Origin of the sequence: Micromonospora sp. NPDC005324 (assembly GCF_040607155.1) — a bacterium.
GTDB classification, from domain to species: Bacteria; Actinomycetota; Actinomycetes; order Mycobacteriales; family Micromonosporaceae; genus Micromonospora; species Micromonospora trifolii.
The window spans coordinates 38127-50865 of sequence record NZ_JBEXGE010000016.1 but is presented as its reverse complement, the minus strand read 5'-3'; the positions used below and the strand labels follow the sequence as shown (position 1 = coordinate 50865).

Annotated in this window: 13 protein-coding genes; 8 read left to right on the top strand and 5 right to left on the bottom strand. The window is 72.0% G+C overall.

What is annotated here, in order from left to right; translation table 11 throughout:
- The first annotated feature begins 53 nt into the window (after positions 1–53).
- Together ligD (ABZS40_RS18220) and ligD (ABZS40_RS18215) are read left to right on the top strand one after the other, a co-directional pair.
- Entirely contained in the window at positions 54–995 is a 942-nt protein-coding gene (gene ligD / locus ABZS40_RS18220; RefSeq protein ID WP_354944382.1) for a non-homologous end-joining DNA ligase, read from the top strand.
- Positions 985–1902 (top strand): non-homologous end-joining DNA ligase, encoded by a 918-nt coding sequence (gene ligD, locus ABZS40_RS18215; protein WP_354944381.1) that lies wholly within the window; start codon positions 985–987, stop codon positions 1900–1902. Before ligD (ABZS40_RS18220) ends, ligD (ABZS40_RS18215) begins: the two co-directional genes overlap by 11 nt.
- On the opposite strand, the gene ABZS40_RS18210 is transcribed toward ligD (ABZS40_RS18215), so the two are convergent.
- Positions 1892–2977 carry a hypothetical protein gene (locus ABZS40_RS18210; RefSeq protein ID WP_354944380.1) on the bottom strand — a complete coding sequence of 362 codons (1086 nt, stop codon included), beginning with the start codon at positions 2975–2977 and terminating at the stop codon, positions 1892–1894. The genes ligD (ABZS40_RS18215) and ABZS40_RS18210 overlap by 11 nt on opposite strands.
- A gap of 144 nt (positions 2978–3121) precedes the next feature.
- On the opposite strand from ABZS40_RS18210, the gene ABZS40_RS18205 reads away from it, so the two are divergent.
- Entirely contained in the window at positions 3122–3874 is a 753-nt protein-coding gene (locus tag ABZS40_RS18205) for a TIGR03089 family protein (protein WP_354944379.1), read from the top strand.
- Positions 3875–4004: 130 nt separating this feature from the next.
- Positions 4005–4727, top strand: a complete 723-nt coding sequence (locus ABZS40_RS18200; protein WP_354944378.1) for a hypothetical protein — start codon at positions 4005–4007, stop codon at positions 4725–4727.
- Between the two features lie 13 nt (positions 4728–4740).
- On the opposite strand, the gene ABZS40_RS18195 is transcribed toward ABZS40_RS18200, so the two are convergent.
- Positions 4741–5112, bottom strand: a complete 372-nt coding sequence (locus ABZS40_RS18195; protein WP_354944377.1) for a DUF4267 domain-containing protein — start codon at positions 5110–5112, stop codon at positions 4741–4743.
- An 89-nt stretch (positions 5113–5201) separates the two neighbouring features.
- On the opposite strand from ABZS40_RS18195, the gene ABZS40_RS18190 reads away from it, so the two are divergent.
- Positions 5202–5774, top strand: a complete 573-nt coding sequence (locus tag ABZS40_RS18190) for a TetR/AcrR family transcriptional regulator (protein WP_354944376.1) — start codon at positions 5202–5204, stop codon at positions 5772–5774.
- Positions 5775–5783: 9 nt separating this feature from the next.
- Here the strand turns inward: ABZS40_RS18190 and ABZS40_RS18185 are convergent, their stop codons facing one another.
- Positions 5784–6062: a hypothetical protein gene (locus ABZS40_RS18185; protein ID WP_354944375.1), complete on the bottom strand. Its 279-nt coding sequence runs from the start codon at positions 6060–6062 to the stop codon at positions 5784–5786.
- 521 nt (positions 6063–6583) lie between these two features.
- On the opposite strand from ABZS40_RS18185, the gene ABZS40_RS18180 reads away from it, so the two are divergent.
- Positions 6584–6811 (top strand): winged helix-turn-helix domain-containing protein, encoded by a 228-nt coding sequence (locus ABZS40_RS18180; protein ID WP_181545459.1) that lies wholly within the window; start codon positions 6584–6586, stop codon positions 6809–6811.
- A gap of 341 nt (positions 6812–7152) precedes the next feature.
- Here ABZS40_RS18180 and ABZS40_RS18175 read toward each other — a convergent pair whose 3' ends face one another.
- Complete coding sequence (locus ABZS40_RS18175; RefSeq protein ID WP_124854244.1) at positions 7153–8832, bottom strand: DNA repair helicase XPB; 1680 nt, start codon at positions 8830–8832, stop codon at positions 7153–7155.
- A gap of 173 nt (positions 8833–9005) precedes the next feature.
- On the opposite strand from ABZS40_RS18175, the gene ABZS40_RS18170 reads away from it, so the two are divergent.
- Together ABZS40_RS18170 and ABZS40_RS18165 are read left to right on the top strand one after the other, a co-directional pair.
- On the top strand, positions 9006–9884 hold the full coding sequence (locus ABZS40_RS18170; RefSeq protein ID WP_354944374.1) for a L,D-transpeptidase family protein: 879 nt from the start codon (positions 9006–9008) through the stop codon (positions 9882–9884).
- Positions 9885–9981: 97 nt separating this feature from the next.
- On the top strand, positions 9982–10218 hold the full coding sequence (locus ABZS40_RS18165) for a hypothetical protein (protein ID WP_354944373.1): 237 nt from the start codon (positions 9982–9984) through the stop codon (positions 10216–10218).
- A 30-nt stretch (positions 10219–10248) separates the two neighbouring features.
- Here the strand turns inward: ABZS40_RS18165 and ABZS40_RS18160 are convergent, their stop codons facing one another.
- Positions 10249–12732 carry a helicase-associated domain-containing protein gene (locus tag ABZS40_RS18160; protein WP_354944372.1) on the bottom strand — a complete coding sequence of 828 codons (2484 nt, stop codon included), beginning with the start codon at positions 12730–12732 and terminating at the stop codon, positions 10249–10251.
- Positions 12733–12739 lie beyond the last annotated feature (7 nt).

Sequence of the window (12739 nt, the reverse complement as noted above, 5' to 3'; positions counted from 1 at the left end):
CGCATCCGAAAGAACCGGACGCGAGGTGTTCGGGCTGCTACTACAGTCGGGTCGTGCCCGGCGCGCCGCTCAAGCCGATGCTCGCGATGACCGGGCCGCTCCCGGCGGGTGACGGCTGGGCGTACGAGTTCAAGTGGGACGGCGTTCGCGCGCTGGCCGACATCTCAGGTGGCGGTCAGCACCTGTATGCCCGTTCCGGCGTGGAGATCACCGCCGCGTACCCGGAGTTGGCCACCCTGCCCGAGCAGGTCGACGACGCGCTGCTCGACGGTGAGGTGGTGCTGCTCGGCGAGGGCGGGCAGCCGTCCTTCACCGCGCTGGCCGAGCGGATGCACGTCCGGGACCGGGCCAAGGCAGCCCGGTTGGCCGCGGCCAGGCCGGTGACGTACATGATCTTCGACCTGCTCCGGCTGAACGGCGACGACCTGACCGGCTGGCCGTACGAGCGCCGCCGGGAGGCGCTGGACGCGCTCGCGCTCGGTGGCCTGCGGTGGGCGGTGCCGCCGATGTTCACCGACGGGCCGGCCACCTACGAGGCGGCCGGAGAGCACGGCCTGGAGGGGGTGATGGCCAAGCGGGTCGGGGCCGTCTACCGCCCGGGGGTGCGCTCGCCGGACTGGGTGAAGGTCAAGCTGGAGGTGACCGGCGACTTCGTCATCGGCGGCTGGCGACCGGGCGCGCGCCGGATCGGCGGGCTGCTGGTCGGGGTGCCGGGCCCGGACGGCCGGCTGATCTACCGGGGTCGGGTCGGCGGCGGGATCGGCGCGGCCATCGAGCGGCAGCTCCTCGCCGTGCTGGAACCGCTGCGCTCCGGCGTGTCACCGTTCGCGCCGGGTGTGCCGCGCGAGGATGCGCGGGGTGCCATCTGGGTAACACCCCAGGTGGTGGTGGAGGTGAAGTACGGCCAGCGCACCCCCGACGGCCGGCTGCGCTTCCCCCGGGTGCTGCGGTTGCGCCCGGACAAGCCTCCGGAGGAGGTCGACGATGCCGGCTGAACGGCTACGGGTGGACGTCGAGGGCCGCGCGCTGGAGTTGTCCAACCTGGACAAGGTGCTCTACCCGGCGGCCGGGTTCACAAAGGGTGAGGTGATCGACTACTACACCCGGATCTCCCCGGTGCTGCTGCCGTACCTGCGGGACCGGCCGGTCACCCGGATCCGCTATCCCAACGGGGTGGACGACAAGTCGTTCTTCGAGAAGAACACCCCGGCCGCGACCCCGGACTGGGTGCGGGTGGAGAACCTGCCGGCGCCCGGCTCGACGAAGGGCCGGGAGACCATCGACTACGTGGTCGCCGACGACCTGCCCACCCTGGTCTGGCTGGCCAACCTGGCCGCGTTGGAGCTGCACACGCCGCAGTGGAAGGTGGGCGAACACCCGGACATGATGGTCGTCGACCTGGACCCGGGGCCGCCGGCCGGGCTCGCCGAGTGTTGCCCGGTGGCGGTCCTGATGCGCGACCGCCTCGCCGACGACGGCATCGAGTCGTACCCGAAGACCTCCGGTAAGAAGGGCATGCAGCTCTGCTGCCCGATCGCCGGCACCCAGTCGTCCGACCTCGTCTCCGACTACGCCCGACGGATCGCCCAGGAGTTGGAGAAGGCCCACCCGAAGCTGATCGTGTCGAAGATGGCGAAGAACCTCCGACCGGGCAAGGTCTTCATCGACTGGAGCCAGAACAACGCGGCGAAGACCACTGTGGCGCCATACTCGCTGCGTGCCCAGTCGGTGCCGTCGGTGTCGACGCCGCTGACCTGGGACGAGGTGCAGGCCGGCGCGCGCGGCCGGAAGCCGGCCGTCCGCCAGTTCACCGCCGCCGAGGTCCTGGCCCGGGTCGAGGAGTACGACGACCTGCTCGGCCCCCTGCTCGACGGCGGCCCGGAACTGCCGATCAAGGGCTAGGCCAGCCGCCACCGGCGGGCGAAGCACGCAGCCGCCACCAGGCGCCCACGATCAGGGCGACCGTGATGACGGTGACCGCGATGTCGCCGGCCAGGGCCGCAGCCGGGCTCGCCGGGGAGTATGGCGGCACCACGTACGCGAACGCGGCGGCGGTGACCAGGCCCGCCGTGCCCGCCACGAGCACGTGCCGCTGCCCCCAACCGCTGCCCGACGACCAGTACGCGATCAGTCCTCCCACGGCGGCGGCGAGTCCCAGCGCGATGGCCACTCCCGCCCAGCCGGGCGTCAGGTCGGCCCCGACTCGGACGAGGACGACCAGCAGACCCACCCAGAGCGGGTGCGGCACCCGACGGGCCCGACGCGGGCGGGGGTGACGCCAGCGGGGCAGCAGGGCGACGGCGACCAGGGCGAGGACCACAACGGTGGCGAAGGCGAGTTGGAGCGGACTGGCCAGGAAGCCCTTCCGGCCGCTGCTGTCCGAGAAGATCAATAGGCTGCCGAGCAGGTAGAGCACGCCCACCACGGCGAGACCGGGCTGGCCCAGCCACGGCCGCAGCCGCCGCTTCGGCCCGAGGAACGACTCGATCAGCACGATCGGCGCGCAGATGGTCAGCACGATGTGGTTGCCGACGTAGTCGAAGGCCTGCCGGAGGCTGAATTCGAGCCCCGGCACCAGCGTCGCCTCGGCGGCGGTCCAGGAGTCGGCGTACTGGGTGTCGTCGAGGTAGTCGGGGTTGAACAGCGACTGGTCGACCAGCCCGGCCTGGAGTACGCCGAACGCGGCCGCGAGCAGCACGATGGTCGGCCAGCCCGCGCCGAGGTGCCGGGCGGTCTCCCGGATGAGGATCGCCGCGCCGCCGTACATCGGGCCCAGGAAGATCAGCACCGGCAGGAAGTCGTCGATGGCGAAGCCACCCCACGAACACTCGGCCGCCCAGGGCGCGAGCAGCAGCAACGCGATCACCGGCAGGAGCCGCCGACGCAGTGGCAGACGGCCAGCGGCGACCGGGCGGTCAGCGGCGGCATCCTCGGCGGCGGGATGGTCGCCGGTGACGGGGTCGGGTCCGGTCGGCATGGGCGCTCCTCGGCGGCGTTTCGGGGATCGTTCCCTGCACCGTGCGCGGGCCACCCGGTCACCCGATACGGCCATCGGCCGACGACCGGTGCGACCAAAGTCGTTGAGTACTGTGATGCCGACGTCGACCCGGGGAGCGTGGAGATGCAGCCAACCGTCACGGCCGACCTGACGGCCCGGCCCGTCGAGGCCGAGCGTCCGCTGCTCAGCTACCGCGACGAGGCGACCGGCGAGCGCGTCGACCTGACCGCACAGCAGGTCGGCCAGTGGGCGGCACGCAGCGCGAGCCTGCTGCGGGACGGCTGCCGGCTCGGCCCCGGCAGCCGCGTAGCGGTCCTGCTGCCGCCGCACTGGCGTACCGCCGCGGTGTTGTTGGGCGCCTGGGCCTCCGGCCGGGCGGTGTCGTTTCGACCGCGCGCCACAGCGGGCCTGGCGGTGCTCGAACCGGGCGGCGACCGGCCGTTCGACGCGGTCTTCGTGACGCCGGAGCGGCAGGACGACTGGTTGGAGGACGTGCCGGACGCGCCGCACCGCTATCTCGTCGGCACCGGGCCGGGGCGGCTGGACGACGTGCCGTTGGGCTGGTTGGACTGGTCCGCCGAGGTGCTTCGGTACGGCGACGGCGCGCCCGACCACACCGCCATCCACCCGTCGGACCCGGCCACCGCTGACGGCACCACCTACGGTCAGTGGGGTGCGCTCGCCCAGGAGTTCGCCACGATGCTGGCCCTGCGCGCCGGCGATCGCCTGCTGGTCGACGCCGCCGAGACCGAGCAGCCGCTGAAGTGGTTGCTCGCGCCGCTCTCGGCCGGCGCGTCCGTGGTGATCAGCGCCAACCTCGACCCGGCGCGGCGGGACGCGGTCGTCGCCGCCGAACAGGTGACCCGGGTCCTCTGAGGCCGTCTCGTCACCCGACCGGTGGAGCCGCAGCCTTCCGTCAGCTCTCACGTTTCGCCTGCTCATACGCTTCGCCGGAGGCACGCGCGATGGTCCGGGCGCGGCCACTGTGCACACTGGCGGAGGGTCGATGGCTTCGAGGCGTACCCGTCGGAGCGCGGTTGCGGCGGTGGCCGGCGCTCTGTTCGCCCTCGGGGTGGTCGCGCCCGGTCCGGCGGCAGCGCCGCTGCCCCGCGCGGCCCAGGCCGACGGCCCTACGGTCCCCGATTCGCGGGAGCCGCGCCCACCGCTGCTCCCCGCCGACTTCCAGGGCACCGGCCGGTACGTGGTGCGGGACCTCGGCATCGACGTGCCGTTCTCCTGGCAGGGCCGCGACGGCAACAGTCAGATGACCGCCGGCGGCCCGGACCACCCGATCTGGTTCACGAACCTGATCTACGAGAACACCCTCTACACGCTCACCTACAAGTGGCCGAACATCCCGCTGTTCCCGCCCCGCGCGTGCAGCAAGGTGCCGGGGTTCTTCAACCGGCAGATCTTCAACGACAAGCTGAAGACCGCCCGCTACGTGGGGCCGGAGGTCCTGCAGGGTGAGAAGGACCGGCACGTGGACCACTGGCGGGTCGGGGTGGTCGGCGGCTCCACGGTGCCGGGGGAGTTCTTCCGGTTCCCGATCGCGCTCGGCGACATCTACGTCGACCAGCACGACCCGAGCCGGTGGTGGCAGGTGTTGCAGTTCGGCCTACAGAACCTCTTCGACCCGGAGCTGGACGAATGGTTCACGATGGACACCTTCGACCACCGTCCCGGCGAGGTCACCCTCCCCGACCGCTGCCCACCCCCCACGTCGTAGCGCGTCCCGGCGCTCACAGGGCGAACAGCAGGGCGGCGTCGAGGAGGACGACGAGCGCGGTGGCGAAGTGGATGCCGAAGGCGACGGCCTTCGTCCCGCCGTTTCTTAGCACGATGACTGTGTCGCCCAGCGGGACGAGCGCGACGATCAGCATGAACCACGCGACCGCGTCGGCGGTCGTGAAGGCGATCAGAGCGAGGCCGAGCAGCCCGAACGTGAGATCCTTCAGCCCTTTCACCGTCAGGTAGGCGGGGTCACCGTCCGGGCGGGCCGGTACGCCGTAGCCGGCGGCCGCTGCCTGCGGTGCCAGCAGGAACCGCGCGCCGATGAAGACGACGAAGAGGCTGAGTACGACGGCGAGCCCGTAGGCGAGGGGTGTCAGCATGGGTCTGCTCCAGTTCCTAGCGCTGCTAGATATAAGAGCGACGCTAGCAGAGCACCGACAGGATAGCTAGCGGTGCTAGGGTTGCTGTCATGTCGACACAGGCGCGCCGGGAGCGTGAGCGGGCTGAGCGGGAGCGGGCGATCATCACCGCGGCACGGGACCTGGCGTTGGCCGAAGGCTGGGACGCGGTAACCACCCGACGGCTCGCCGCCGAGATCGAGTACAGCCAGCCCGTCCTCTACAGCCACTTCAAGGGCAAGGACGCCATCATGGCGGCGGTAGCCGTCGAGGGCTTCGCCGAGCTGGCAACCGCACTGGTCTCGGCCCGCGCCTCCGCCGCCGACCCCCGGCAGGCGGTCGCCGACGTGGCAGCCGCGTACGTCGCGTTCGCCCAGCAGCGGCCCGCGATCTACGACGCGATGTTCACCCTCGCCGTGGACCTGCCGTTCGCCAGCCAGGACGTGCCAACCGACCTGGCCCGAGGCTTCGCCGAGTTGGCCGAGACGGTGCGCCCATTCGTCGCGGACGACGACCTGGAGACGGTCACCGAAACCTTCTGGGCCGGCCTGCACGGGCTGGTCACACTGATGCGCTCCGGCAGGCTCCGCCGCGCCGACCACGACCGGCGGCTGGCGGTGCTGGTGAGCCGATACTCCCGTTGAGGGCCGCCATCAGGGCCGGGGTCGCGGGCGGCTGGGCCTGGGCGTGCGTCGGGCGCAGGGCGCGAGGTGGTCGACCGGCAGCGCGCAGCGCGCGCCGCCGGGCAGTGGCCGGTCGCAGAAGACCCAATGTCGTACGCCCTGCTGGTCCTCCGCGGAGACGGTCACCCCGCCCGGCTCGACCCGCGCGCTCAGTCGGACCAACACCCGAGCGGCGGTACGCGCGAAGATCCGGGCGCGCAGCAGGTCAGGCACCGTGATCGGCAGGTGGATCACCCAGCGGTCGGTCATCGGTAGCGGCACCGCTGGCGAATCTGCCAGGGCCGTGGCGGCCTTTCCCGTCCTTTTGTCGGAGGTGGCTCGTCGCGTCGGCTCGCCAGCCGACTCGTCTGGTTGCGCACGTGGCTGCCCTTCCTCGGATGGGATCGACGTGGAGGGGCGGTCTCCGCCGGTTGCGCTCGGCGGAGACCGCCCACCCGCGGCCGTCCGGGGGGTACGGCAGCGGGGCCGCGCCCGGGGGCGCGGCGGGTGGGGTCTCGACGGGTGGGGTCTCGACGGGTCGGATCTCGACGGGTCGGATCTCGACGGGTCGGATCTCGACGGCGATGCGAGGCCAGTACGAGAGGCGCCAACCGACCGCAGCAGCACCGCATCACCGAGAGCGACGCTACCGATACCTCTCACCTCTGTCAACACACTCCTATCTAGCAAATCTCGCTGCTGTGGTTGCTGTTGCTTCACCTCCAGTTGTTGCCGCTCTGTCATCCGGTGCTCAATACTGGGCGGGCCAACCGACTGCAAGGGGCCTCCGCGTGCCGATTCCCCCGACGATGAGCGAGCTGATCGATGATCTGCTGAGGCGGATCAAGGTGGGAGAGTTTCCGCCCGGGTCGCAGATACCGTCCACCCAGCAGCTGTCCGACCACTACGACGTGTCGGTGTCGACCATTCACCGCGCGGTGGCGAAGCTGCGGAAAGAGGGCGTGCTCGTTGGGCGTCCGGGGCGCGGGGTCTTCGTCGCGGAGTCCCGCAAACGCTGACGCTCGTTGACTGCCTGGAACGCGCCGGAGCGCGAGGTCGTCGAGATCTTGGACAGTTTCCGTTCAGACGGGACGGAAAGTGTCCAAGATCTAGAGTGTTGGACCAGCACGGCACGGATCAGGGTGGCGCGCACGAGAGTTGCCGCGTGCCGGTGGCAGCCCCACGCGGGCGACTGATTCGTCTACGACATCAGCTCCACAGCGAGCGCGAGAGGCATCCCGTTCCCGCGCCACGGCCCGCGCCCAACGCGCTGATCGACGCGGGTTCCAGGAAACCGGGGCATCAATCTGCTCCGGACACCGCGACTTCCTGGAAACCGAGTCGATCAAGGCCGCGCGGCTCAGTCGACGGTCGGTAGCTTCGGGCCGAGGACGTCGTCGGCGTCGACGATCGTGTACGCGTACCCTTGCTCGGCGAGGAAGCGCTGCCGGTGCGCCGCGTACTCCGTGTCGATCGTGTCCCGGGACACCACCGTGTAGAAGTGCGCCTGTCGGCCGTCGGCCTTCGGCCGGAGCACCCGACCGAGCCGCTGCGCCTCCTCCTGGCGTGAGCCGAACGTCCCGGACACCTGGATCGCCACCGCCGCCTCGGGCAGGTCGATGGAGAAGTTGCCGACCTTCGAGATGACCAGGGTTCGCAGCGAGCCGGACCGGAACGCGTCGAACAGCCGCTCCCGCTCCTTGTTGGTGGTCGAGCCCTGGATGATCGGCGCGTCGAGGTACTCGCCGAGCTGGTGCAACTGGTCGATGTACGCGCCGATCACCAGCACCTGGTCGTCCGGGTGCCGGTCGACCAGCGCCTTGACCACCGGCAGCTTCGTGCGGGCGGTCGCCGCCATCCGGTAGCGTTCCTCGGCCTCCGCCGTCGCGTACGACATCCGCTCCGCGTCGGTCAGGGTCACCCGGACCTCGGTGCACTCGGCCGGGGCGATCCAGCCCTGCGACTCGATGTCCTTCCACGGCGCGTCGTACCGCTTCGGACCGATCAGGCTGAACACGTCACCCTCGCGGCCGTCCTCGCGTACCAGAGTCGCGGTGAGGCCCAGCCGGCGACGGGCCTGGAGGTCCGCGGTGAACCGGAAGATCGGCGCGGGCAGCAGGTGCACCTCGTCGTAGACGACCAGGCCCCAGTCGCGGGCCCCGAAGAGGTCCAGGTGGGTGAACGCGCCGCCGCGCCGCGAGGTGAGTACCTGGTACGTGGCGATGGTGACCGGGCGGATCTCCTTGCGCTCGCCGGAGTACTCGCCGATCTCCTCCTCGGTCAGCGACGTGCGGGCGATCAGCTCCCGCTTCCACTGCCGACCGGCGACAGTGTTGGTGACCAGGATCAGGGTGGTCGCCTTCGCCTCGGCCATCGCCGCCGCGCCGACCAGGGTCTTGCCGGCGCCGCAGGGCAGCACCACCACCCCCGACCCGCCGGCCCAGAACGCCTCGACGGCCTCCCGCTGGTACGAGCGCAGCGTCCACGGCTTGCGACCGTCCTTGCCGGCCTCGGCCAGCTCGATCGGGTGCGCCTCACCGTCGACGTAACCGGCCAGGTCCTCCGCCGGCCAACCCAGCTTGAGCAGCGCCTGCTTGAGCCGGCCGCGCTCGGACGGGTGCACCCGGATGGTGTCGTCGTCGATCTTGTCGCCGAGCATCCCGGCGAGCTTCTTGCTCTTCGCCACCTCGATCAGCACCAGCCGGTCCAGTGCGCGCAGCACCAGCCCGTACGCCGGGTCGTTGGCGAGCTGAAGCCGGCCGTACCGGTCCATCGTCTCGGCCACGTCCACCAGCAGCGCGTGCGGCACCGGGTAGCGGGAGTACTTGAGCAGCGAATCCACGACACCCTCGGCGTCGTGGCCCGCCGCACGGGCGTTCCACAGACCCAGCGGGGTCAGCCGGTAGGTGTGCACGTGCTCCGGCGAGCGTTCCAGCTCCGCGAACGGCGCGATCGCCATCCGGCAGGCCTGCGCGTCGGGGTGGTCGATCTCCAGCAGCAGGGTCTTGTCCGACTGCACGATCAGTGGTCCACCGCTCACGCCAGCGTCCTCTCCTCGGTTGGCCGACCGGCCGAAACGGGTCGCATACCCGCTGCTGGCCGACCATCCAGTGTTACACGATGCGGGACGGCGAAAGAAAGATGCTCACCGGGCGCAACCGTGATGGCACTCACGAACGTCTAGTAAACGGGACGACTGTCTGGGGAGGTTCCATGGAGCATGTCCGGATCACTTCCCGGCTGGTCGCCCTCGTGGTGGTCGTGCTGGTCGGCGCGGGAGCGTGCGCGTTCGATCCGCAGTCCGGCGGGAGTGGTGGCGGGGGAGCCGCCCCAGCCGGTGCTGCGGAACAGGCAACGGGGGCGGGCGACACGCCCGGGCCCGACCAGCGCGGCCGGCCCACGCCGGCCGCGCCCACAGCGAAACCCTCCCGGAAACCCACGCCGAAGCCGACCCGCCCGGCGCCCACCACGACCCCCGGCACCGGTACGCCGACCGTCGCCGGCTGCCCACGGGGGCAGCACCAGCGCGCTGTGGAGACCCACCTGGCCCGGTTGGGCGGGTTCGGGGCGGTGACAGTGGACGGCCGGCAGTCCGCCGCCGACTGCGCGGCGATCAAGAAGTTCCAGAAGAGGTACGGCATTCGCCCCGTCGAGGGTCGCGCCGGACCAACCACCCTCGACGTGGCCCAGCGCCTCGCTACCACCGATACGACCCGCTGCAAGGCCGGCACCGGCACCACGTTCTGCGTCGACCTGACCCGGCAGACCGTGTGGGCGCTCCGCGGCGGCAAGGTGATCATGGCGCCGACGGTGACCCGCACCGGCATGTCCGGCTACCGCACCCCGGCCGGCACGTACGCCGTCAACTACCGCAACCCCAAGGAGTGGTCCGACCCGTACGAGGTGTGGCTGCCGTACTGGCAGCACTTCACCCAGGGGATGGGCTTCCACGAGACCACCACCTACCTGCACGAGAAGTCGATCGGCTCGCACGGGTGCGTCAACCTGCTGCACGCCGACGCCGTCCGGATGTGGGAGCTCGGCAAGGTCGGCACCCGGGTGGTGCTGATCGGCCGACGCCCCGGCACCTGACCGACACGGAGCGAATCGGGGGCATAACCCCCTGTCCGACCAGACTTTCGAGTGTCACCCTTGGAGTCCAGGGCCGGACCGGGCGGGGAGGCTGCGCATGACGGTCGACCAGGACGTGATCGCGGAGCACGAGCACGCACCACCCGACGAGGTGTCCCGAACGACGGTGATCGCGTACGCCGTCGCGGCGACGCTCCTCCTCGGGTGGTTCCTCTTCGGCTGGCTGGTGCTCCAGCAGGGCTTCGTCGACTCGGTCGGGGAATCCGCCGGCGCCGGCTTCGCGCTGCTGCTGATCATCTCGGTGGTCGGCACCGTACGCCGCAGCCGCCGCTGACCGAGAGCGCCCGTCCGGTGGCGCCACCGGTCAGTCCGCTACCACCGCCGCCGTGATCCGGTGCAGCGCGAACGTGTGCAGCATCTCGGTCCGCTCGTCCTCGGCCCGCAGGTAGCCGGCACCTATCGAGACCGGCTTGAGCAGTCGGGACGCCGTCGCCCCGTGCGCGTCGACGTAACCCACCCAGACCAGCGCCTTGTCCCGCACCGCCTGCTGGAGCACCGCCAGTGCCTCGCTGTGGGTGTGCGCCGGCACCGGGCCGCCGCCCAGCCCGGGCGCCCCGCCGCGCACCACCGCCGGCGCCCGTCGGGCGGCCCGCGCCGCCGCGTCGCCTCGCCGGATGTGCTCCACCACGCCGAGCAGCCGGGGCATGGGCAGCTTCGGGGCGGCCAGCGGGTCGATCGTCCGGGTGGTCACCGACACCCGGGGCGGGGCCCGCCGGATTCGCGGCCGGGCCAGCACCGTGCTGCCGGTGCCGTCCTCCTGCACCGGGGCGTACCCCGCGTCGCGCAGCGCGCCCAGCAGCCGACCAACCTGGTACTGAGTGCACAGCACCGTCGGCGCGAGCCGGCGCAGCGCCAACGACTCCAGCCGCCGGTCTGCCAACACCTCGCTGATCAGCGTCTCGTCGTCGCTGCGCAGGTACGCCCCGGCCAGGCCTACCCGCAACCCGCCGTGCTTACGGGCCACGTCGTCGATCAGGTAGCTGAGCCCCTGCGGCACCGGGGTACGCGACCGGCGCCGGAACACGTCGTGCAGGTCGTCGGCCGTGTAGCCGGAATCCAGTGCCCGCCGCACGCTCGCCGTGGTGACCCGGTGCACGCTGGCCCCGCCGGCCGACTCGAGCTCGGTCATCGCCTCCAACTCGACGGCGAGCGCCGGCTCGGGTGGGCCGGGCACCACAACGGTCAGATCGGCCTGCACCAGGAAGTGGTCGACCGGTGCGGGCAGCAGGGCGTCCAGCGCCCGCGCGGCACCGGACGGGTCGCCACTCTCGACGTCCGCGTGCACGCCCAGCGGGTCGTCACCCCGCTCGTCGGTCGACGTCAGGTCCCCCAGCAGCAGCCGACCGTACGAGGTGAGCGCCCCCAGCCCCGTCACGCCCAGCTGTGCGGCCTCGGCCAGCACCTCCCGGTGGGCGGCGTCCCTGCCCCGGCTGCGACGCGGTGCCCGCCAGTCCAGCAGGTCCTGCACCTCCTCCGGGGTGGGCGCCGTCGCCTGCTCCAGATCGGCGAGTACGCCGAGCACCGCCCGTCGGGTGGCCGGCACGCTGGCCCGCTCAGCCTCGGCGGAGAGCGCGGTGATCGGCCGGTCCCGGTCGTCACGGCGGCCCACCAGCCCCACCTGCCGGGTCATGGTCAGCCACGCTCGGGCGAGCTGCTCCCACCGCTGGGCCAGCGAGGCGGCCCGCCACACCTCGTACCCGCCGGTCGGCAGCACCTGCTGATCGGCCCCGTACCGGCCGGTGGTCGCGCCGGGCATCTCCAGCTCACCGAGGAGCCCCGCCGCGTACGCCACCTCCAGCAGCAGCGCGGTGGTCGGTTCGTCCAGCCCGGTGGCACGCGCCAACCGGCGCAGGTCCCGCACCCCGATGCCACCCGAACGCAGCACCGGCGCGGGCTCGTCGGCGAGTTGCTCGAGCAGCCCTTCGGTGTGCCGGACGACCTCCATGCTCTGCCCGGCCCCGGCCGAGTCGACCGCCTTCGGCTCGCGCGGCGCGGCGGACACCGACGGAGGGCTGGTCCGCAGCGCCCCGAGGGGGCCACTGTCGCGGCGCAGCAGCAGGCCGACCTCGCGGGGCAGCTCCACAGTTCCGCTGGCCGTGGACGAGCCGGTCGTCACGGGGACCAACAGCCGGTTGTCGACGAGCCACCGCACCGGGGAGCCGGTCGGCGCGCCGCCGTTTGTCGGGTCGGAGAGGACCGGGTCGGCCGCGCCGAGCGGCGGCGCCTGCAACGCCCCCGGCGGCACGCTGCCCACCGGCGGGCCGGCCGCCAACCGATCCAGGATCGCCCGGGCCGAGGGCGGGGCGGCGAGCACCGTCCGTCGGAGCTTCGCCGGGTCCGCGCAGAGCGCGGCCGTGCGCGGGTCCAGCTCCGCGGCCGGCCGGCCGAGCCCAGCGGGGTACGGGGCGACTTCGTCGACGGCGGGCACCACCTGGAGCGCGTGCTCCGGGCCGTACAGCAGGAAGAGCGCACGCAGTCGGCCCACGGCGGCCCGGACGGCCGTCGGAGCTGGCGGTTGTGGCCCCGAGGTCGCCATCGCGAGCACTGTGTCGGTGGCCGTGGTGGCGTCGTCCGGGTTCCGGGTGAGGCGGGCGGCGTCGAGGATCTGGAGGGTGAACTGGTCCAGACCGTCCAGCGCGCGGGCCACGGAGACCCGGGACTGGGCCCGGATGGCCAGGGCGGAGACGTCGGCTGGCACGGGCACGACGAGGTCGGGCCGCAGCTGGAGGAGCGCGGCCAGTGACTCGTCGGGCAGCGACCGCAGGTGGTCGGCGAGTGAGGTGGTCATCGTCTTT